The 21,252-nt window shown below is 62.9% G+C and carries 19 protein-coding genes; 12 read left to right on the top strand and 7 right to left on the bottom strand.

Going from position 1 to position 21,252, the window contains the following annotated elements:
• Positions 1 to 100: 100 nt before the first annotated feature.
• The 7 genes from PVA39_RS13810 to PVA39_RS13780 all read right to left on the bottom strand — a co-directional run bounded on the left by PVA39_RS13810 (position 101) and on the right by PVA39_RS13780 (position 8,610).
• Entirely contained in the window at positions 101 to 1,258 is a 1,158-nt protein-coding gene (locus PVA39_RS13810) for an outer membrane beta-barrel protein (RefSeq protein WP_093503006.1), read from the bottom strand.
• A gap of 899 nt (positions 1,259 to 2,157) precedes the next feature.
• Positions 2,158 to 3,129: a D-2-hydroxyacid dehydrogenase family protein gene (locus PVA39_RS13805; RefSeq protein WP_274124532.1), complete on the bottom strand. Its 972-nt coding sequence runs from the start codon at positions 3,127 to 3,129 to the stop codon at positions 2,158 to 2,160.
• A gap of 52 nt (positions 3,130 to 3,181) precedes the next feature.
• Positions 3,182 to 4,693 carry a tripartite tricarboxylate transporter permease gene (locus tag PVA39_RS13800; RefSeq protein ID WP_274124531.1) on the bottom strand — a complete coding sequence of 504 codons (1,512 nt, stop codon included), beginning with the start codon at positions 4,691 to 4,693 and terminating at the stop codon, positions 3,182 to 3,184.
• A 3-nt stretch (positions 4,694 to 4,696) separates the two neighbouring features.
• Positions 4,697 to 5,152, bottom strand: coding sequence for a tripartite tricarboxylate transporter TctB family protein (locus PVA39_RS13795; RefSeq protein WP_274124530.1), 456 nt, complete (start codon positions 5,150 to 5,152; stop codon positions 4,697 to 4,699).
• A 43-nt stretch (positions 5,153 to 5,195) separates the two neighbouring features.
• Positions 5,196 to 6,179, bottom strand: a complete 984-nt coding sequence (locus PVA39_RS13790; RefSeq protein WP_274124529.1) for a Bug family tripartite tricarboxylate transporter substrate binding protein — start codon at positions 6,177 to 6,179, stop codon at positions 5,196 to 5,198.
• A gap of 44 nt (positions 6,180 to 6,223) precedes the next feature.
• Positions 6,224 to 7,489 (bottom strand): OprD family porin, encoded by a 1,266-nt coding sequence (locus PVA39_RS13785; RefSeq protein WP_274124528.1) that lies wholly within the window; start codon positions 7,487 to 7,489, stop codon positions 6,224 to 6,226.
• 35 nt (positions 7,490 to 7,524) lie between these two features.
• Positions 7,525 to 8,610, bottom strand: a complete 1,086-nt coding sequence (locus PVA39_RS13780; protein ID WP_274124527.1) for a 4-oxalomesaconate tautomerase — start codon at positions 8,608 to 8,610, stop codon at positions 7,525 to 7,527.
• A 212-nt stretch (positions 8,611 to 8,822) separates the two neighbouring features.
• On the opposite strand from PVA39_RS13780, the gene PVA39_RS13775 reads away from it, so the two are divergent.
• The 12 genes from PVA39_RS13775 to PVA39_RS13720 all read left to right on the top strand — a co-directional run bounded on the left by PVA39_RS13775 (position 8,823) and on the right by PVA39_RS13720 (position 21,090).
• Positions 8,823 to 9,743 carry a LysR family transcriptional regulator gene (locus PVA39_RS13775; protein WP_013790809.1) on the top strand — a complete coding sequence of 307 codons (921 nt, stop codon included), beginning with the start codon at positions 8,823 to 8,825 and terminating at the stop codon, positions 9,741 to 9,743.
• Between the two features lie 424 nt (positions 9,744 to 10,167).
• Positions 10,168 to 11,250, top strand: a complete 1,083-nt coding sequence (locus tag PVA39_RS13770; RefSeq protein WP_274124526.1) for a 4-oxalomesaconate tautomerase — start codon at positions 10,168 to 10,170, stop codon at positions 11,248 to 11,250.
• Positions 11,251 to 11,310: 60 nt separating this feature from the next.
• Positions 11,311 to 12,627, top strand: a complete 1,317-nt coding sequence (locus PVA39_RS13765; RefSeq protein ID WP_274124525.1) for a dicarboxylate/amino acid:cation symporter — start codon at positions 11,311 to 11,313, stop codon at positions 12,625 to 12,627.
• A 199-nt stretch (positions 12,628 to 12,826) separates the two neighbouring features.
• A complete protein-coding gene (locus PVA39_RS13760; RefSeq protein ID WP_274124524.1) occupies positions 12,827 to 13,138 on the top strand; it encodes a YgaP-like transmembrane domain in 312 nt (103 codons plus the stop codon).
• A 69-nt stretch (positions 13,139 to 13,207) separates the two neighbouring features.
• Positions 13,208 to 13,534 (top strand): thioredoxin family protein, encoded by a 327-nt coding sequence (locus PVA39_RS13755; protein ID WP_274124523.1) that lies wholly within the window; start codon positions 13,208 to 13,210, stop codon positions 13,532 to 13,534.
• 70 nt (positions 13,535 to 13,604) lie between these two features.
• Complete coding sequence (locus PVA39_RS13750) at positions 13,605 to 14,042, top strand: phosphotransferase system, HPr-related protein (protein WP_274124522.1); 438 nt, start codon at positions 13,605 to 13,607, stop codon at positions 14,040 to 14,042.
• Positions 14,043 to 14,171: 129 nt separating this feature from the next.
• Positions 14,172 to 14,558 carry a MerR family transcriptional regulator gene (locus PVA39_RS13745; protein ID WP_075931936.1) on the top strand — a complete coding sequence of 129 codons (387 nt, stop codon included), beginning with the start codon at positions 14,172 to 14,174 and terminating at the stop codon, positions 14,556 to 14,558.
• Between the two features lie 49 nt (positions 14,559 to 14,607).
• Positions 14,608 to 15,789, top strand: a complete 1,182-nt coding sequence (locus PVA39_RS13740) for an isovaleryl-CoA dehydrogenase (RefSeq protein ID WP_274124521.1) — start codon at positions 14,608 to 14,610, stop codon at positions 15,787 to 15,789.
• 82 nt (positions 15,790 to 15,871) lie between these two features.
• A complete protein-coding gene (locus PVA39_RS13735) occupies positions 15,872 to 17,479 on the top strand; it encodes a carboxyl transferase domain-containing protein (RefSeq protein ID WP_274124520.1) in 1,608 nt (535 codons plus the stop codon).
• Positions 17,480 to 17,498: 19 nt separating this feature from the next.
• Positions 17,499 to 18,296: a gamma-carboxygeranoyl-CoA hydratase gene (locus PVA39_RS13730; RefSeq protein ID WP_274124519.1), complete on the top strand. Its 798-nt coding sequence runs from the start codon at positions 17,499 to 17,501 to the stop codon at positions 18,294 to 18,296.
• The gene (locus tag PVA39_RS13725; RefSeq protein ID WP_274124518.1) at positions 18,293 to 20,191 is read left to right on the top strand and encodes an acetyl/propionyl/methylcrotonyl-CoA carboxylase subunit alpha; all 1,899 of its coding nucleotides are present in this window, start codon (positions 18,293 to 18,295) and stop codon (positions 20,189 to 20,191) included. The genes PVA39_RS13730 and PVA39_RS13725 overlap by 4 nt, the downstream gene beginning before the upstream one ends.
• Complete coding sequence (locus tag PVA39_RS13720; protein ID WP_274124517.1) at positions 20,188 to 21,090, top strand: hydroxymethylglutaryl-CoA lyase; 903 nt, start codon at positions 20,188 to 20,190, stop codon at positions 21,088 to 21,090. Before PVA39_RS13725 ends, PVA39_RS13720 begins: the two co-directional genes overlap by 4 nt.
• The last annotated feature ends 162 nt before the right edge of the window (positions 21,091 to 21,252 follow it).

Below are 21,252 nucleotides of genomic sequence, written 5' to 3'. Positions count from 1 at the left end.
GCGCTGGAAAAAGAGCGCCCGCCGCTCGCCTGCAAGGACAAACGGGAAAGGGTTGATAAGGGTGGTGACGCCAGCGTCACCCTGTTGAGGAGCCCGGGTGTTAGAGGCTCAAGCTCAACGACAGCTGATAGATGTCCCGGTCGTAGGATTTCTCCCGCACGCTCGAATCGTTGTCGGTGTGGCGGTAACCCAGCGATACATCAGCCCAGCGCAGCGGGGAGTAGGTCAACTCCAGGCCGTAGCCAGTACGGTCGTCCTTGCGGTCGGTTGCCTTGTAGTCGCGTACGGAGTAGCGATAGAACAGATCCGAGCGTATGAAGGCCGACCATTCGTGCTCCCAACCCAGGCGTGTGGTGGTGTCCTGAACGGTACTGGCACCATCTTCGCCTTCGTCGAAAGAACGACGCGTGTCGAGTTTGACGATGGAGTAGGTGCGCGGTTCCCACTTCAGACCAACTTCCCACATGGGGCTGGTGTAATCCTCACGGCTGCTGCTGTCGAAATTCTTGCGCTGGGCGCCCAGGCGCACGGTGCCGGAGGTCTTGGCGGTGGCATCCCAGGTGGCGCCGAACAGCAGGGCGTCGTCGGTGCTGTCGCGGTCGCTCTCACTGAGCACGTATTGGTTGATGGTATGGCGCACCTCTACCAGGGAGCGGGTGCTGCCACCCAGACGGTGGTACCAGACGGAGTTCAAGGTGGTGCTGTCGCGGTCCTGGTCGTCGTTCAGACCGCCGCTGTTGCGATAGCGGATTGACTCGTAGTTGACGCCGAAGTCGATCTGGTTGAGCCCGGTCTGGGTACCGTAGGTGTAGACGGCACCGGCCACTCCGCGGTCGTACTTGTCGTTTTCGTCCCTGTCGGGGTCTCGCACGTCAGTGGTTTCCTCGACGCGGTGATAGCCCAGGTTCCAGCGCAAGCGGTTGCGCGAGTTGAATTCCATGATGCTGCGAAAACGCAGGTGCTGATCGGTATGGCTGGCCTTGTCGTCGGAATGGTAGTTCTGGTCGTCGATTTCGTATTCGAGCTGGTAGCCGGTGTTGCGGGTCTCGGCGCTGAGCAGGAATTTCGGGTTGATGCTGGTCACCCAGGAGGATCGGGCCTTGTTCAGGCCGCGGTAGTTGCTGTCGTAGCTTTCGCCGACGTTGAGGGTTGGCGTGAACTCGAACCCAGCCAGGTCGATATGTTGTGGGTCTGTTGCCCAACTGGCTGTAGACAGCGAACCTGCAAGTGAAGCCGTCAGTATCTTGGTGAGTTTCATGGTGCCAAATCCCTTCCCGGGGTCTGTTGCTGATGGGGAAGGCCGGTCGACATCGCGGTGAGGCGCTCTGAGAAGTGTGTCTCAGTCACCTATCGCATTGACTTGCGGCCATTTTTCATGAGTCATTGGTTGTCGGCTCTCGTAAGAAGTTCCCCGGCGGCCCCCAAACTCCTGGCCCTTGGCTTCACAAAAAAAACCTGAACTTTTTCGTGCGTGTTCTTGGCGCACTCGAGGCAGATGCGCTGCATCGCAGTGCGACCGGCAAGCCATAATTCAATAATTGAGCGCGAAAGTTGCTCCTTTTCAGGCACTTGGTTTTTCAGTAAACCTGCTGTTACTGACGCCCGGACATTAAAGTCATTGCATGACAGTCAGATTAAATTGTGGCCTGCATATATATTTCCAGCAATGTTCGTGCCGGCGCGATATTGATTTGAAGTGTCGAGCTTATATATGAAAGGGAAACGCCAAGAGACATGGCAATTTTGCCGCTGAGTTTCCGGTGTATACGGTATTGGCGTATCAGTGAAGGGGCGCTCTAGAGACACAGAAGCCTGGCCGCCAGGGCCGGCAGCCTCGTGCCCTCAAGCTGAATGATTTTGGCTAACGCTAAGCTGGCCGAGTAGTTCGAAAGCGCGGGGAGTAGCAATATCAAATTAATGTTACTTGCTGGCATTGCAATATTGCGTGTGGGTTCACTGGTGCATTACCCGACCTGTATATTAAAGAAGGGTATCAAGTTGCTGGCCCACTGCCATATCTGCCGCTGAGCGATGTGGCAATACGACAGCACAAGTTGTTGGTTGCCGTTTATATAAGGAGGTCATCGGCAGGCCGCCAGGTATGAATAGCCTGCCGGCGGGGGAAACAACGCGCCGCCTGGCGCGTTGTCATCAGCGTCAGCGTCGCGTACGGACTTGCGGGTTGGCCAGTGCGCAGTCTTCACCCGCGAAGAAGGCGCGGGCGTTGGCGAAAGCATCGCCGAAGTACAGCTCATAACCCTCACGTTCCACATAGCCCAGATGCGGTGTGCACAGCACGCCAGGGTGGCGCAGCAGGGGATGGTCGGGGTCGTTCAGAGGTTCCTGCTCGAAGACATCCAGCGCGGCGAAACCGGGCCGGCCCTTGTTCAAGGCCTCGAGCAGCGCGCCTGGTGCGATCAGCTCGGCCCGGCTGGTGTTGACCAGTAGCGCGCTGGGTTTCATCAGCGCCAAGTCGGCGGCTGTAACCAGATGGCGGGTGGCCGCAGCCAGGCGCAGGTGCAGGCTGATCACATCTGCGCTGGCGAAAAAGGCTTCGCGCGACGCGGCGGCTTGGTGGCCGTCTGCAACAGCGGCTTGCCGCGAGGCTTCGCTGCCCCATACCAGTACCGGCATTTCGAAAGCCTGGGCGTAACGAGCCAGACGCTGGCCGATTTTGCCGTAACCCCAGATGCCCAGGGTTTGCCCGGCCAGGCGCTGGCCCATGTTGATTTGCCAATGGCCGGCGTACATCGCCTGCATGGCCGGGAACAGCTGGCGCCGCGCGTTGATGATCAGCGCCCAGGTCAGTTCTGCCGGCGCAATGGGCGAGCCACGCCCCTCCATCACCGCCACGCCGTGGCGGGTGCAGGCGTCCAGATTCAGATGGTTGGAAATCTTGCCGGTCTGGCTGATCAGCTTGAGCTTCGGCAGGCGCGCCAGTAATGCTTCATCTATACGGGTGCGCTCACGAGTCAGCACCAGGGCGTCGGCGTCGGCAAAGCGCTCGGCGAGCACTTCTATATCGTCTACGGCATCGTGGTAGAGGCTGACCTGGTGGCCGTTCAGGGTGGCGTAGCAGTCGAGCGTGCGAATGACGTTCTGGTAGTCATCGGGAATGACGATATGCATGGCGGCTCCAAAAACGGTTCAGGCTCCCGGGGGAGCCTGATTCGGTGAAGTATCAGCTGGCACTCGGTGCCGCCGCCTTGCGGCGAGCGCGCCAGATACGCCAGAAGGGCAAGGCTATCATCAATGCCACGAGCGCCCATACCGCGAGGGTGATCGGGCTGCTCCACAGGATGCTCAGTTCGCCGTTGGAAATCGACAGCGCGCGGCGCAGGTTCTGTTCCATCAGGCCGCCGAGGATGAAGCCCAGCAGGATCGCCGATAGCGGGAAGTCCATCTTGCGCAGAATGTAGCCAAACACGCCGATGCCAATCATGAGGAATAGATCAAAGGTGGTGGCGTGCACCGCGTAGACGCCAATCGAGGTGATGATGGCGATGGCCGGCACTAGCGCCCAGTACGGCACGGCGAGGATCTTGGTGAATACCTTGATCATCGGTACGTTGATGATGATCAGCATCAGGTTGGCCACAAACAGCGAGGCGATCAGGCCCCAGACGATATCCGGCTGGTGCTGGAACAGCAGGGGGCCCGGTGTGATGTTGTACAGCGTCAGGGCGCCGAGCATTACCGCGGTGGTGCCCGAGCCGGGCACGCCCAGGGTCAGCATCGGTACCATCGAGCCGCAGGCCGCGGCGCTGTTGGCGGTTTCCGGGGCGGCCAGGCCGCGCAGGTCGCCATTGCCGAACTTGTTGTCCTTCACGGCCAGACGCTTCTCGGCCATGTAGGACACGGCACTGGCCAGGGTCGCACCAGCGCCGGGCAGAACACCCATGACGAAACCAGTGGCGCCGCTGCGCAGGTTGGTGGCGAGAACCGAGAGGCCTTCCTTGACGTTGAACAGCATGCGGCCGCTGGTATCAAGGGCCTTCTGGCCGTGGTGGGTGCGCTCGAGCAGCACGAGGATTTCGCTCACCGAGAACAGACCCAGTACCAGCACCACAAACTGGATGCCGTCGGCCAGGCCCAGGCTGCCGAAGGTGAAACGGTATACGCCGCTGTTGGAGTCCACGCCCACGCACGAAAGCAGCAGGCCGATGCAGGCCGCGATGGCGGTCTTCATGGGTTTGTTGCCGGCCATGCCCGCCAGGCAGACGATGGCGAACACCATCAGCACGAAGTATTCAGCCGGGCCGAAGGCCACCGCCCATTTGGCCAGCAGCGGGGCGAAGATGACCACGCCGCAGGTTGCCATCAGACCTCCGACGAAAGAGCTCCAGGCCGAGATCGACAGAGCCACGCCAGCCTTGCCCTGACGCGCCAGCGGGTAGCCGTCCAGGGTGGTCATCACGGCCGAGGCTTCGCCCGGGATGTTCAGCAGGATGGAGGAAATACGGCCGCCGTACTCACAGCCCAGATACACGGCCGCGAGCAGGATCAGCGCGGTTTCCGGTGGCAGGCCGAGGGCGAAGGCGATAGGAATCAGCAGGGCCACGCCATTGATAGGGCCCAGGCCCGGCAGCAGGCCGACGACGGTGCCGATCAGGGTGCCGCACAGTGCGGTGATCAGGTTGTAGGGGCTCAGGGCAACGCCGAAGCCCTGGCCCAAGTAAGCGAAGGTTTCCATGAATCAGAACTCCAGGCCGGAAAGCAGGCCGAGTGGCAGCGGGACATCGAGGGCTTTGTCGAACAACACGTACAGGCCGAGGGCCAGCAGCACGCCGGACGTCAGGCTGGCCTTCCAGGTGCCCTCGTACAGGCGCGCCATGGCGATGGCGAATAGGGCGCTGCTGATGATGAAGCCGACCAACTCGAACAGCACGGCGTAGATCAGCAGGGCGATGACGCACAGCACGATTTTGCGTATTACGTGGCGATCCAGTGCCGGCTCTCTGGCCTCCTGGCTGGCGTGCGATGGCTTGATCAGCAGGTACAGGGCGCCCAAGGCGATCAGCACGATGAGCAGCAGCGGAAAGGCGCGCGGCCCCACCGGTTCGTATGAGAAGGGCGCGTGGTAGCTCCAGGCCGTCAGCGCCAGGCCGATGCACAGCAGCAGGCTGACGCCGGCAAAGATACGGTCTTGCATGGGGTGCTCCAGAGGGGAGAGCCGAACGGCTCTCCCGGAAGGGTTATTCGACCAGCCCGAACTCGCGGCCCAGCTCGCGGTACTCGGCGACCTGCTTCTTCACCAAGGCTTGCAGCTCGTCGCCGCTCACGTACATCGGCAGCACGTCACGGTCGACCATGTAGCGCTCGAATTCAGGCGAGGCTTCGAGCTTGGCGAACGAGTCGCGCCACCATTGCACCTGCTCCTTGGGTACGTCCGGGCCGACGAAGTAGCCACGGATCAGCGGCCACTGAATCTCGTAACCCTGCTCGCGGGCGGTCGGAATCTCGGCCAAATCGCCTGGCAGGCGTTCTTCGCTGAATACCGCCAGAGTGCGGATGTTGTTGCCTTTCTGCGAAGCGATCTCGCTGGCGCTGCCGGTGACCAGATCGACGTGCTTGCCCATCAGCGCCATGTAATGTTCGGAGCCACCTTCGAACGCCGCATAGCGAAGCTCGCTGGGGTTGATGCCGGCAGCCTTGGCGAGCAGGGCGATCTTCATCCAGCCTTGGCCACCGATGCTGCCACCGCCGCCAACGACGATGCTTTTCGGATCTTTCTTCAGGGCGTTCACGACGTCGTCGAGATTCTTATACGGCGAGTCATCGCGTACCGCCAGAGTGCCGTAGTCGGTGCCGATGGTGGTCAGCCACTGTACGGCGTCTTCGTCGAAGCGGCCGTATTTGCCCAGTGCCAGATTAAGCAGCGAGGCGCCGGAGAAGGCCACCAGCGTGCCGGGTTCGTTGCGGCGGTTGGCGACCACGGCGTTGTAGGCTACGGCGCCGATGCCGCCCGGCATGTAGGTCACGCGCATCGGCGACTTGAGAATCTTGTTGTCCTTAAGGCCGGCCTGAGCCAGCTTGCAGGTCAGGTCGAAGCCGCCGCCCGGCTTGCTCGGTGCGATGCACTCGGGGCGATTGGGCTGGTCGGCGTGAGCCGCTTGCATACCAGTCAGCAGCAGGGCGCCGGCGAGGGGCAGGAGAAAGCGGTTCTTGATGAGTTTCATTGGGTTATACCTGTATTGGAGTTATTTGCAGGTGAGCCGACGGATTACCAGATCGGCAGGACGTAGCTCAGAATCAGGCGGTTTTCATCCATTCCACGTGGGGCGAAATTGTTGCGGTACACCGCATTGCGCCACGTGATCTTGAGGTTCTTCAGCGCGCCTTCGCTGAACGCGTAGGCCAGGTCGGTGTTGCGCTCCCACTCCTTGCCGTTGCTGCCGTCGGTCAGGTCGATACCGCTGCCGCGTACGTAGCGGGTCATTAAGGTCAGGCCGGGGATGCCCACCTTGCTGAAGTCGTAGTCGTAGCGTACCTGCCAGGAGCGTTCGTCGGGCCCGGCGAAGTCGTTGAGCTGCAGGAAGTTGGTCAGATACGGCGTGGCGCCGTTGACGTAGGTGAAGCCGTCGTCACCGCGCATCTGCTGATAACCAACGCCCAGCGCATGGCCGGCCAGGCTGTAGGTGAACATGGCGTTGTACACCTGGTTGTCGATGTCACCGGCACGCGCCTGGCCGCTTTCGCTGTTGTTGAAGTAGCGCAGGTCGGCTTTCAGCTTGCCCGGGCCAATCGCCAGGGTGTGCTGCAGGCCGAGGAAGTGCTGGCGGTAGATGTCGGTGAGCTGGCCCTGGTGGTAGCTCAGCTGAGTGTTGGGTGTCAGTGCGTAATCGAGGCCGACGAAACGCAGGTGGTCGCTGCTCGGGCTGCCGCCGAAACGGCCATTCTTGTTGTTCAGCATCAGGTCGGCGGAGCCCGAAACGTCGCGCTGCACCACGCGGGAGATCTGCCCGAAGGATGCGGTCAGGCGCTCGATGTCCTTGCTCTGCACCTGCCAGCCTTCGAAGGTCTGGGGCAGCAGGCGGCTGTTGCTGAACTGTAGCGTCGGCATTTTCGGCAGCAGGGTGCCGGCCTTCAGCACGCTGTCGGCGACGCGTACCTTGGCGGTCACGCCGAGCTTGCTGTAGTCGTCTTCAGGTCGCCCTTTGCTGTCGCTTGGCAGCAGCGCAGTGCCGGTACGGTCAGGCGAGGAGTCGAGCTTGACGCCGAGCATGGCCAGGGCGTCGAGGCCGAAGCCGACGGTGCCGCTGGTGTAACCCGATTCCATGTTGAGGATGAAACCCTGGGCCCATTCTTCGCGTTTGTTCTGCCCGCGCCCCTCACGGAAGTCGCGGTTGAGGTAGAAGTTGCGCAGCTCCAGGTTGGCCTTGCTGTCTTCGAAGAAGCCTTCGGCCAGCGCATCGCTGACGGCCAGGGGCAGGCTGGCGAGAACGGCAGCAGGGGCTACCGAGACGTAAAACAGATTCTTCCTTGTCATTATTATTTACTCGTTGGGTGAAGCGATCGTTGGCGTTAATTCTTGTTAGGGGTGCCTCTGCCGGTCTGCGGCACATACACGTCACCGGCGAACAGGCGGCGCGCGGTGCGAATCAGCGAGGCCTGCATGCTCTGCGGCTGAGCGTCTGCACCAGGGGCCAGCGACACTTCGATCTCGCCGCCCGGGTGTTCCAGGCGCACCAGCGCGGCGCCGGTGATCGGCGCGATGTCGAACGCCACGCTGCCGGGCAGGGCGCAGGCGCTGGCCAGGCCGATGGCGCCGGTGGCAGCGATCGAGCGGTGGCAGTTGTGGGGCATGAAGTAGCGGACCGACAGGGTGCCGCCCTTGCGCGGCGCCGCGAGCAGCACCGGCTTGGGAATCACCATCTGGCTGACGTCGCCCAGGCCCATGGCTATACCGGCCTGCAGGCGAATGCGCTCCAGGCGCTCGAGCAGTTCGCTGTCGGCATCCAGTTCGGCCGGGGTTTCGTAGCCGGTCTTGCCCAGGGCTTCGGCATGCAGCAGCACCATCGGCATGGCCATGTCGATGCAGGTGGCGTCGATGCCGTCGAACTGGTCGCGCACCTTGCCCGTGGGTAGCAACTGGCCGGTCTTGGCGCCCGCGGCGTCGAGGAAGGTCAGTTTGATCGGCGCGGCGCTGCCGGGCACGCCATCGATGCTGGTGTCGCCTTCGTAGCGCACCTTGCCCTTGGGCGTCTGTACTTCGGAGTCGACGAGCGTGTTGGTGTTGAGGTTGCGGATGCGCACGCGGGTGACCGGCGCGCTGGCGTTGACCAGGCCGTGTTCGATGGCGAAAGGACCGACGGCGCACAGCATGTTGCCGCAGTTGGGGGCAGTGTCGACGCGGCGCTGGTTGACCATGACCTGCACGAACAGGTAATCGACATCGGCGTCAGGATGGCTGGAGGTGCTGACGATAGCGACCTTGCTGGTCTGCGGGCTGCCGCCGCCAATACCGTCGATTTCCAGCTCGTGGCCGGAGCCCATGACGTTAAGGAGCAACTCGTCTCGTGCGGCAATATCGGTGGGCAGGTGATTGGCCAGAAAAACCGGGCCGCGAGAGGTACCGCCGCGCATCAGCACGCAGGGGATGGCTTGCATGATGTCTCCAGTGCAATAAAGCTGATTATTGTTGCTTTCCTTAAATGGTGGTGATCGGGGTTTGTTTTGTAAATTGCATATATTTTTTATATTAATTTATTATTTGCATTAATGCGTCTGTAGTACGCTCGGATTGGGCGCGAGGCTCCGAATGTTGTTTAATGCACTAATCTGCGTTGAAAAATAAAAATATGGATTGATAGGTTTTTTGCATGAATTACGAACTTCAGGACCTGCGCGCTTTCGTCAAGATCGCCGAGTTCGGCAATTTTCACGAAGCGGCCAACGCCATCCACCTTTCGCAACCGGCCCTCACCCGACGCATGCAGAAGCTCGAGGAGGGGCTTGGCACCCAACTGCTCGATCGCACCACACGGCGGGTCAGCCTCACTGCGGTGGGGCGGGATTTCCTGCCCAAGGCGCGGCGTCTGCTGGACGATTTCGAGCGTTCGATTCTCGGCATTCGCGAGCTGGCCGAGCGCCAGTCCGGGCAGGTGACGCTGGCGTGCATCCCGACGGCGGCGTTCTACTTTCTGCCCACGGTGATCCGCGAGTTCAACCGCCAGTACCCAAAGATCCGCATCCGCATTCTTGACCTCAGCGCCCATGAGGGCCTGGAAGCGGTGCTGCGCGGCGAGGCGGATTTCGGCATCAACATGCTCAGCGGCCAACACGCCGAGATCGACTTCACGCCGCTGGTCAACGAGCCGTTCGTGCTCGCCTGCCGGCGCGATCATCCGCTGGCCGAACAGCCGCAAGTGGCCTGGCGCGAGCTAAGCGATTACCGGCTGATCGGTGTTGGCCGGCTGAGCGGCAACCGCGTGCTGCTCGATCACGGTCTGGCTCATCTGGACTGGCGCCCCAGCTGGTTCTACGAGGTCCAGCACTTGTCCACCTCCTTGGGCATGGTCGAGGCGGGGCTGGGCATTGCCGCCATGCCGAGTCTGGCGATGCCGGTCGAGGACCACCCAATCCTGGTACAGCGCCCGCTGGTCGATCCGGTGATCAGCCGCACCCTGGGTCTGGTGCGTCGCCATGGTTCTTCGCTGTCGCCAGCTGCCGAGCAGTTCGTCGAAACCCTGCTCAAGCAATGGCCTGGCTATACCGCGCTCGGAGCCGACAAGCCCACCTGAATGCGCTTGGATAAAGCCATTTCGGCCGCGCCCAGCGACGAAATGGCCTTGGGTTCAACAAAACGCCGCATCTAGCTGCGTTTTTTTTGAGCGGAATCCTGCCGATTTTGTGGTCGAAACCGGCTCGCCGACCGTCGGCTTGGCTTATTTCCGCTCTGATCTTTCGTCTGAAAACATCATTGATCTTTTTCAGGGCTGTGCTGGCAGTTATCAGCTTATACCGACATATTGCTGCTGATTTTCCTGTTTATTCGTCAATGTTTTATGAGCGTAGCGGCTTCTGCACTCAATCTTCTCATGTGGTTTTTGATGCGCTATACACATCAAAATATAAAATCTTTGCATTTGATGGAATTGTCACGACATGTGACTCTTTTGCTCGAGGCATCAATCGGACTGATTGATCAGTACAAGAGAGAACGTCATGCGAATCCCCTGTGTGCTCATGCGCGGAGGCACCTCCAAAGGTCCGGTTTTCCTTGCCAGCGACTTGCCTGAGTCGATTGACGAGCGAAACGAAGTACTGCTGTCGGTCATGGGTGCAGGGCATGAACTCGAGATCGATGGCATCGGTGGTGGTAGCCCGCAGACCAGCAAGGTCGCTATCGTCAGCCCATCCAGCCACCCGGATGCCGATGTCGATTACCTCTTCGTGCAGGTCATGGTGTCCCAGCGTCGCGTTGATACCGCGCCCAACTGCGGCAACATGTTGTGTGCCGTTGGCCCTTTCGCCATCGAACAGGGCTTGGTCAAGGCCGGTTCCCCGAGCACTGAAGTACGTATCCGTAATTTGAATACCGGCACCTTCGTTTGCTCCAAAGTGCAGACTCCGGGAGGGGTGGTCACCTACGCCGGCAATACCCGCATCGACGGCGTACCGGGGGGTGCCGCACCCATCGAGCTGACCTTTCTGGATGCGGCTGGCAGCAAGACTGGCAAGCTGTTTCCCACCGGCAATACCCGTGACCGGTTCGATGGTGTGCAAACCACCTGCATCGACATGGCCATGCCGATGGTGCTGATCGATGCCGCGAGCCTGGGCAAGACCGGCCAGGAGTCGCCCGCCGAGCTGGACGCCGACAGCGCTTTCCTCGCCCGTCTCGAGTCGATCCGCCTGCAGGCTGGCCTGGCCATGGGCCTGGGCGACGTCAGTGAAAAAGTCATTCCCAAGCCGGTCCTGCTGGCGCCTGCTTCGGCGGGCGGTACCATTCAGGTCCGCTATTTCATGCCTCATAACTGTCATCGCGCCCTGGCGATCACCGGTTCGATCGGTCTGGCGACTGCCTGCGTCAGCCCGAAAACCGTGGCCGCTGACCTGTTGGGGCTTGAAGACAACGCAGAGCGCCTGGATCACGTACGCATCGAGCACCCGAGTGGGTCGATCGAAGTCGCGTTGGCGTACGTGGGTGAAAACGGCCAGACGATTCGTGCCTCCGTGGTACGCACCGCCCGCCGGCTGTTTTCCGGAGAGGTACACGCCCCGGAAGGGCAACGTCTGGCCAGCTGAGTAGCCGGTCCGAACGAAAATTTGCGCATCCGAACAATTTCTATAAATGGGTGATGCCTGATGAAACTCGTCAGATCCTTGTATTTCCAGATCCTCTGCGCCGTGCTGCTGGGCGTGATTGTCGGCCACTTCTGGGCGCAGCAAGCCACTGCGCTCAAACCGCTGGGTGATGCCTTCATCAAGCTGGTGAAGATGATGATTGCGCCGGTGGTGTTCTGCACCATCGTCACCGGCATTGCCGGCATGACCGAGAAGAGCACACTGGGTCGCCTGATGGGCAAGACCCTGGGCCTGTTCCTCGTCCTGACGGTGGTCAGCCTGCTGATCGGCCTCTGTGCGGTCTACCTGTTCCAGCCGGGCGTAGGCATGAACGTCGATCCCAGCAAGCTGAGCACCGACGGCCTGTCCCAGTTCACCGCTTCGGCCGCCAAGCTCGGCGTGGTCGAGTTTTTCATGCACATCATCCCCAACACCTTCATGGGCGCTTTTGCCGAGGGTGAGGTGCTGCCAGTGCTGTTCATCGCGGTGCTGTCGGGCTTCGCCCTGTCGTCGATCGGCGAAGCGGGCAAGCCGGTGCTCGACGTGCTCGAAGCCGCCTCGAAGATGGTCTTCAAGATCTTCTCGTACCTGATGCGCTTCGCGCCCATCGGTGCCTTTGGCGCCATCGCCTTCACTGTCGGCCAGTACGGCATCACTTCGCTGGGCTCCCTGGCCAAGCTGATCATGACGCTGTACATCGCCTGCGCGTTCTTCGTCTTCGTGGTGCTTGGCGGCCTGTGCCGGATGTACGGCTTCAGCCTGTGGAAGCTGCTGCGTTATTTCCGCGAAGAGTTCCTGGTGGTGCTAGGCACCTCGTCGACCGAGCCGGTGCTGCCGCGCATGCTGGAAAAGCTCCAGGCGCTCGGTTGCCGCAAATCGGTGGTCGGTCTGGTGCTGCCAACCGGTTACTCGTTCAACCTCGATGGCACGGCTATCTATCTGTCCCTGGCCGCGGTGTTCATCGCCCAGGCCTGCAACATCGACCTGTCGCTGACCCAGGTCGTCACCATGCTGGCCGTCATGCTGCTCTCCTCGAAGGGTGCCGCTGGCGTGACTGGCAGCGGCTTCGTGGCACTGGCTTCGACCTTGTCGGTGATGCACGACCTGCCGCTAGCTGGCCTGGCGCTGCTGATCGGTATAGACCGTTTCATGTCCGAGGCCCGTGCGCTGACCAGCCTGGCGAGTAACGCGGTGGCCACCGTGGTGGTCTCGCTGTCTGAAGGCGCTTGCGACCGCAGAACGTTGCACGCGGTGCTCGACGAGCGCCCGGAGCCGCCACAAAGCACTGCGCAAGCTTCTTGGGTTGCCCCGGCGCCGGTCGATTCGCCGCTGAAGTAAAGGCAGCACCGAGCCCTGCAGCATCTGACTTCGTTCGGGTGCGGCAGGGCTCGGTCGTTTTCAGTCGCGTCGTACTCGCGTCTACGTGTGCTTGCCGCAACGCAACAAAGCCCCTTATCAGTCCGCCTGTCGGTATCACCGAACGCCGTGTGCTCGCGGCCAGTCGGTAGTGAATCAATCACCGACCGGAGCGAAGGCTATGTCCACATTCGATAAGCAAAGCGGCAGTAACGTACAGGGCTGGGAACGTGCGCTTTCCATCGGCAGCGGCATTGCCATGGCCCGTGGCGGCCTGAAGCGCGGCGGCGTGCTCGGCCTGATGCGCGCGGCGTTCGGCGGCATGCTGGTGGCCCGCGGCCTGAGTGGCCATTGCCGGCTCAAGAGCATCCTGGAAGACGCCCGTTCGATGCGCCCCGAAGTGGACCGCATCACCGATACCGTTAGCCGTCTGGAAGGCGAGATCGCTGACAAGGTCAAACCAGTCGTCAAGAAGCTCGGCGACGGCGTCTGATACGCTGCAACTCTTGACCGCCCCGCCTCAACGGGGCGGTTTCGTTTCTGCCATCGGCGAGGAGATTCCATGAGCAATTCCTACAGCGCCACCGCCCCGACGCCCGCCGAGGTGCAGGCGATGCCCGGCATGACCCTGATCGAGTTCGGCACCGACTGGTGCGGCCATTGTCAGGCCGCCCAGCCACTGCTGGCCAAGGTGCTGGCGGATTACCCCGAAGTGCGCCACCTGAAAATCGAGGACGGCAGCGGGCGCCCGCTAGGCCGTTCGTTTCGCGTCAAGCTGTGGCCGACCCTTGTGCTGCTGCGCGACGGCGTGGAGGTCACCCGCCTGGTAAGACCGACCAACGTCAGCGTGATCGAGGAGGCGCTGGAGCAGCTGGTCGGCGAGGGGTGAGCTCGTCACTTTCCCTGAATTTTCCCGCTGTGGGGTGAGTCCACCAGATAGACCTACAGCGGAGACCATCATGAGCACATCCAAGCAATCGCCCACGCCCCAGGAGATCGACGACATGGAGGATCGCATGGGGTCGATCGAGCAGCTCGACTTCAGCGACCGCCAGGATGATCGCGAAGGGCGCATCGGCGATCGTCGCTCAGCCGACGAGGTGCAACACGAATACCCTGACGAGCGCGTCCGCGAAGCGGGGCAGAGCGGCGGCGAAACGCTCCGCGAAGGCCGCCACGAAGACGGCGTGAGCATGGATGACCTGAGCCCGGAAACCCTGATCGACGATTCCGGTGCCCGTTCGCCACATGAGCGCGGTGACGACAAACCGGCTGATCGTGACCTGAGCATCGTCAGCGAAGGCGATATCGGCGCCGGCGAAGGCCTCGACGAAGAAGAGATGGCGCGTCGTCGCCCCCTCGATGGCGTGCCGTGGGACGGCAAGCCGCAGCCCTGAATCAATCGAAGGCATGGCCGTGAAGGCCATGCCTTTTTTATTTCAGCCAGGCGGTTACCGATTGATTTGACAGCCCTGTATTTGCAGGCTTACGTTTACGTAAAGGTAATCTTCGGTTGGCTTCCCACCATGAGCGTTTCCCACAGCATTTCCGATCTTGCCCAGGAGCTGGGCGTCACCACCCGCACCATTCGTTTTTACGAGGAGCAGGGCATGCTCGCGCCCGAGCGGCGTGGCCAGGAGCGCATCTATAGCGCCCGTGACCGAGTGACGCTGATGCTGATTCTGCGTGGCAAGCGCATCGGTTTCTCCCTGGCCGAGTGCAAGGAACTGATCGACCTCTACGATCCGGCCGGCGGCAACCGCAAGCAGCTCGACCACTTTCTGGAAAAGATCGCCGAGCGGCGCGAGCACCTGGCTCGCCAGCTGCTGGATATCCAACAGATGCAGCGCGAGCTCGATACCGCCGAGCAGCGCTGCCTGACGGCGTTGAAGGAGATTCCCGTCACCGCCTGATCGCCACCCTTTGACCCATCCAACAACTACAACAATGGAGCGTCGTGAGATGAACACCCTGCCAGGCCTGAATTTCTTCCTCGGTGAGGAAATCGACATGCTGCGCGATGCGGTCGCCGGTTTCGCCGCCAAGGAAATCGCCCCGCGCGCCGCCGAAGCCGACCGCACCGACCAGTTCCCCATGGACCTGTGGCGCAAGTTCGGCGACATGGGCCTGCTCGGCCTGACCGTCAGCGAGCAATACGGCGGCGCCGGCATGGGGTATCTCGCGCACATGGTCGCCATGGAGGAAATCTCTCGCGCTGCCGGTGGCATCGGTCTCTCCTACGGGGCCCATTCCAATCTCTGCGTGAACCAGATCAACCGCAACGGCAGCGACGAGCAGAAGCGCCGCTTCCTGCCCAAACTGATCAGCGGCGACCATATCGGCGCACTGGCCATGAGCGAGCCCAACGCCGGCTCCGACGTGGTGTCGATGAAGCTGCGCGCTGACCGCAAGGGCGATCATTACGTGCTCAACGGCAGCAAGATGTGGATCACCAATGGCCCGGACTGCGACGTGCTGGTGGTCTACGCCAAGACCGATCCGGCCGCCGGCGCCAAGGGCATGACCGCCTTCATCGTGGAGAAGGGCAGCCAGGGTTTTTCGGTAGCCCAGAAACTCGACAAGCTCGGCATGCGCGGGTCGCACACCGGCGAGCTAGTGTTCCAGGATGTCGAGGTGCCGGCCGAGAACGTGCTGGGCGGCGTCGGCGAGGGCGCGCGGGTGCTGATGAGTGGCCTCGATTACGAACGCGCCGTGCTCTCCGGCGGGCCGCTGGGGTTGATGCAGGCCGCCATGGATGTGGTGGTGCCCTACGTTCACGACCGCAAGCAGTTCGGCCAGAGCATCGGCGAGTTCCAGCTCATCCAGGGCAAGCTGGCCGATATGTACACCACTCAGCAGGCTTGTCGCGCTTATCTGTACGCCGTCGGCAAGCAGCTCGATGCGCTCGGTAGCGAGCACGTGCGCCAGGTGCGCAAGGACTGCGCCGGGGTGATTCTCTACGCCGCTGAAAAGGCCACCTGGCTGGCCGGCGAGGCGATCCAGATTCTCGGCGGCAACGGCTACATCAACGAGTTTCCGGTCGGCCGCCTGTGGCGTGACGCCAAGCTCTATGAGATCGGCGCCGGCACCAGCGAGATCCGCCGCATGCTGATCGGCCGCGAGCTGTTCAACGAAACGGCTTGATCGCAGCCCCACGTTTTCCTGTTACCGGACACCTTTAAAAACGCGGGTAGTTTTTAAGGTGTCTGTCAGTCGGAGCCGCACCATGGCAACCCTGCACACGCAATTGAATACGCGTTCCCCTGAGTACGCCGCCAACCGCGAGGCGATGCTCGCCCAGGTCGATGAGCTACGCGCCTTGTTGGCCCACACCCGCGAGGGCGGTGGTGCAAAGGCTCAGGAGCGACACACCGGTAAGGGCAAGCTGCTGCCGCGCGAGCGCATCGATCGGCTGCTCGACCCCGGTTCGCCGTTTCTGGAAATCGGCGCGCTGGCCGCTTATCAGGTGTATGACGAAGAGGTCGCCGCCGCCGGGGTGATTGCCGGCATCGGCCGGGTCGAGGGCGTCGAGTGCATGGTCATCGCCAACGACGCCACGGTGAAGGGCGGCAGCTATTACCCGCTGACCGTCAAGAAGCACCTGCGTGCCCAGGCCATCGCCCTGGAAAACCGCCTGCCGTGCATCTATCTGGTGGATTCCGGTGGCGCCAACCTGCCGCGCCAGGACGAGGTGTTCCCTGATCGCGAGCACTTCGGGCGGATCTTCTTCAACCAGGCCAACATGAGCGCCCAGGGTATCGCCCAGATCGCCGTGGTGATGGGCTCGTGCACCGCCGGCGGCGCTTACGTGCCGGCGATGAGCGACGAAACCATCATGGTGCGCGAGCAGGCGACCATCTTTCTCGCCGGCCCGCCGCTGGTTAAGGCCGCCACCGGTGAGGTGGTCAGCGCCGAGGAACTGGGCGGCGCCGATGTGCATTGCAAGACCAGCGGCGTGGCCGACCATTACGCCGAGAACGACGAACACGCGCTGGCCCTGGCGCGGCGCTGCGTGGCCAACCTCAACTGGCACAAGCTCGGCCAGTTGCAGGTGCAAGCGCCGGTAGCGCCGCGTCATGCCGCTGATGAGTTGTACGGGGTGATTCCCGCCGACGCCAAGCAGCCGTTCGACGTGCGCGAAGTGATCGCGCGGATCGTCGACGACTCGCAGTTAGACGAATTCAAGGCGCTGTTCGGCACCACCCTGGTGTGCGGCTTCGCCCATCTGCACGGCTACCCGATCGCCATCCTGGCCAACAACGGCATCCTGTTCGCCGAGGCCGCGCAGAAGGGCGCGCACTTCATCGAACTGGCTTGCCAGCGCGGCATTCCGTTGCTGTTCCTGCAGAACATCACCGGCTTCATGGTCGGCAGGAAATACGAGGAGGGCGGCATCGCCAAGCACGGCGCCAAACTGGTCACCGCGGTGGCCTGCGCCCGGGTGCCGAAGTTCACGGTGATCATCGGCGGCAGCTTCGGTGCCGGTAACTACGGCATGTGCGGCCGTGCCTACGACCCACGCTTCCTGTGGATGTGGCCCAACGCGCGGATCGGCGTGATGGGCGCCCAGCAGGCCGCTGGCGTGCTGGTGCAGGTCAAGCACGAGCAGGCGCAGCGCGCCGGCCAGGTGTTTTCCGCCGAAGACGAGCAGCGCCTCAAACAGCCCATCGTCGAACAGTACGAACGCCAGGCCCATGCCTTCTATTCCAGCGCGCGGCTCTGGGACGACGGGGTGATCGACCCGGCGCAAACCCGCGATGTACTGGCCCTGGCGATTTCCGCCAGCCTCAACGCGCCCATCGAGCCGACACGCTTCGGCGTGTTCCGCATGTAGCCCGGCCGAGGATCGAGCAATGACTGACTTCAATACCCTCGAACTGCACATCGACCCGCGCGGCGTCGCCACCCTGTGGCTGAACCGCCCGGACAAGCACAACGCCTTCAATGCCGAGATGATCGCGGAACTTATCCAGGCGCTGCGCCAATTGTCCGCCGATGACGGCCTGCGTTTCGTGATTCTGCGCGGTCGCGGCAAGCACTTTTCTGCCGGCGCGGATCTGGCCTGGATGCAGGCCTCGGCCAAGTTGGATTACGCCGCCAACCTGCATGACGCTCACGAGCTGGGCGAATTGATGAATCTGCTCTACCACCTGCCGTGCCCGACCCTTGCCGTGGTGCAGGGCGCGGCGTTCGGCGGTGCGGTTGGCCTGACCGCCTGTTGCGACATCGCCATCGGCGTCAGTGACGCGCTGTTCAGCCTCTCCGAAGTGCGCATCGGCCTGGCGCCCGCGGTGATCAGCCCTTACGTGGTACAGGCCATCGGCGAGCGGGCGGCGCGCCGTTATGCCCTGAGTGCCGAGCGCTTCAGCGGTGAACGCGCCCGAGAGCTGGGCCTGCTCGCCGAGTGCTATCCGCCGGCCGAACTGGAGGGCGAGTTGGAGCAGTGGATCGCCACACTGCTGCTCAACAGCCCGCAGGCCATGCGCGAAACCAAAGCCCTGCTGCACGGCGTCGGCAGCGGTGTGCTGAGCGACGCCCTGCGCCAGCGCACGGAAAGCGTGATTGCCGGCATCCGCATCAGCGAAGAAGGGCAGGAGGGCCTCAGCGCCTTTCTGCAAAAACGCACTCCTGCCTGGCAGGCTCAGTCATGAAAACCATCACTACACTGCTGATCGCCAATCGTGGCGAAATCGCCTGCCGGGTCATGCGCACCGCCAAGGCGTTGGGGCTTACCACCGTGGCGGTGCACAGCGCCGTCGACCGCAGCGCCCGCCACGTGCGCGAAGCGGACATCGCCATCGACCTGGGCGGCGCCAAGCCCGGCGACAGCTACCTGCTGATGGACAAGGTCATCGAAGCTGCCCGGGCCAGTGGTGCCGAGGCCATCCATCCCGGCTACGGCTTCCTGTCCGAGAACGCCACCTTCGCCCGCAAGCTCGAAGCCGCCGGGCTGATCTTTCTCGGCCCGCCGGCCAGCGCCATTGACGCCATGGGCAGCAAGTCGGCAGCCAAGGCACTGATGGAAGAGGCCGGCGTGCCGCTGGTGCCCGGCTACCACGGCGATGATCAGGATGTGGAAACCTTCCGCCAGGCTGCCGAGCAGATCGGCTACCCGGTGCTGCTCAAAGCTACGGCTGGCGGCGGCGGCAAGGGCATGAAGATCGTCGAACGGGAGGCCGACCTGGCCGACGCCCTGGCCTCGGCGCAGCGCGAAGCGCAGTCGGCGTTCGGTGACGGGCGCATGCTGGTGGAGAAATATGTGCTGCAACCGCGTCACGTGGAGATTCAGGTATTCGCCGACCAACATGGCAACTGCCTGTACCTGAACGAGCGCGATTGCTCGATCCAGCGTCGCCACCAGAAGGTGGTCGAAGAGGCCCCGGCGCCCGGGCTGTCGCCCGAACTGCGCCGGGCCATGGGCGAGGCAGCGGTACGGGCCGCCCAGGCCATCGGCTACGTGGGCGCCGGCACCGTGGAGTTTTTGCTCGATGCCCGTGGTGATTTCTTCTTCATGGAGATGAATACCCGCCTGCAGGTCGAGCACCCGGTGACCGAGGCGATCACCGGCCTTGACCTGGTGGCCTGGCAGATCCGCGTGGCCCGTGGCGAGCCGCTGCCGATCCGTCAGGAACAGGTACCGCTGCTCGGGCACGCCATCGAAGTGCGCCTGTATGCCGAGGACCCGGAAGGCGGCTTCCTGCCGGCCAGCGGACATCTCGACCTGTACCGTGAGCCCGCGGCGGGGCCGGGGCGGCGGGTCGACAGCGGCGTGGAGCAGGGGGACGAGGTGTCGCCGTTCTACGACCCGATGCTGGCCAAGTTGATCGCCTGGGGCGAGAACCGTGAGGAGGCGCGCCAACGCTTGCTGGCCATGTTGGCCGAGACGCTGGTGGGGGGCTTCAAGACCAATCTGGCGTTTCTGCAACGAATTCTCGCTCATCCGGCGTTCGCCGCTGCCGAGCTGGACACCGGCTTTATCGAGCGGCATCAGGCGCAGTTGCTGCCGCCTGCGCAGGAGCTGCCGGATGCCTTCTGGCAGCAGGCGGGCGCGGCCATGCTGGCCACCGATGTCGACCGCCAGCGAGGCGATGATCCGTTCTCGCCCTGGGCAGCACGTAATGCCTGGCGCAGCGCCTCGCCAGCTACCACGCCGATGACGCTGACATGTGGCGAGGTCACCCGCCGCGTGCAGGTCGAGCCGACAACCGCCGCGCCGAAAAACGCGGTGCGTGAAGGCGATAGGCTTTACCTGCGCTGGGGCGTGGAGTGGCTGACGGTGCGTCGTTTCGATCCGCTTGTCGCCGCCGCGGCCAGCACTGCGCACCATGGCGGGCTCACCGCGCCCATGAACGGCAGCATCGTCCGGGTGCTGGTCGCACCGGGGCAGCAGGTCGAGGCGGGCGCCGCGCTGGTGGTGCTGGAAGCCATGAAGATGGAGCACAGTATTCGCGCGCCCCAGGCTGGCACCGTCAAAGCCGTTTACTGCGCCGAGGGCGAGCTGATCGCCGAGGGATCGGTGTTGGTCGAACTGGAGGCGCAGTCATGAGCCTGCCAAGGCACGTTCGTCTGGTAGAAGTCGGCCCCCGTGATGGCCTGCAGAACGAGAAGCAGCCGATCAGCGTGGCCGACAAGGTACGTCTGGTCGACGACCTGAGCGCTGTCGGGTTGGGCTATATAGAAGTCGGCAGTTTCGTGTCGCCCAAATGGGTGCCACAGATGGCCGGCAGTGCCGAGGTGTTTGCCGGTATCGAGCAGCGGCCCGGCGTTACCTATGCGGCGCTGACGCCCAATCTGCAGGGCCTTGAAGCGGCTCTGGCGGCCGGTGTGAAAGAGGTGGCGGTGTTCGCCGCGGCCTCCGAGGCGTTCTCGCAGCGCAATATCAATTGCTCCATTGCCGAAAGCCTCAAACGTTTCGAGCCGCTGATGGATACGGCGCGCCAGCACGGCGTGCGGGTGCGCGGTTATGTGTCTTGCGTGCTCGGTTGCCCATACGAGGGCGAGGTGGCTGCCGAGCAGGTGGCTGCGGTGGCCGGCGAGCTGCAGGCCATGGGCTGTTACGAGGTGTCCCTGGGTGACACCATCGGCGTGGGCACCGCAGGCGGTGTGCGCAATCTGTTCGAGGTAGTCGGTCGGCACGTGCCCCGTGAGCGCCTGGCCGGGCATTTTCACGATACCTACGGCCAGGCGCTGGCGAATATCTACGCGAGCCTGCTCGAAGGTATCGCGGTATTCGACAGCTCGGTCGCCGGCCTCGGTGGTTGCCCCTACGCCAAGGGCGCTACCGGCAACGTCGCCAGCGAGGACGTGCTCTACCTGCTGCACGGGCTGGGCATCGAAACCGGAGTGGATCTGCCGCGTCTGATCGAGGCGGGGCAACGCATCAGTCGGGTGCTGGGGCGTGAGTCCGCTTCCAGGGTGGCGCGGGCGCGCGCGCAGCTCGAATGAGGCCGGCCACCACTGAACTTCTGCCTGCAGAAAAACTCTTACCGGCTAGTCAGTTACGTCGCAGTTTCTGCAGATCGACGCGGCGTGCTGAACGATCAGGTTGGCTTTCGTGCCGCCGCTCGCCACTTCTCGCACAGCGCGTGTGACCTGCCCGGATAAATC

It is taken from the genome of Pseudomonas sp. CNPSo 3701 (genome assembly GCF_028674975.1).
GTDB lineage: Bacteria > Pseudomonadota > Gammaproteobacteria > Pseudomonadales > Pseudomonadaceae > Aquipseudomonas > Aquipseudomonas straminea.
Note: the sequence above shows the minus strand (reverse complement) of the source record. Positions and strands in the feature narration are given on the sequence as shown.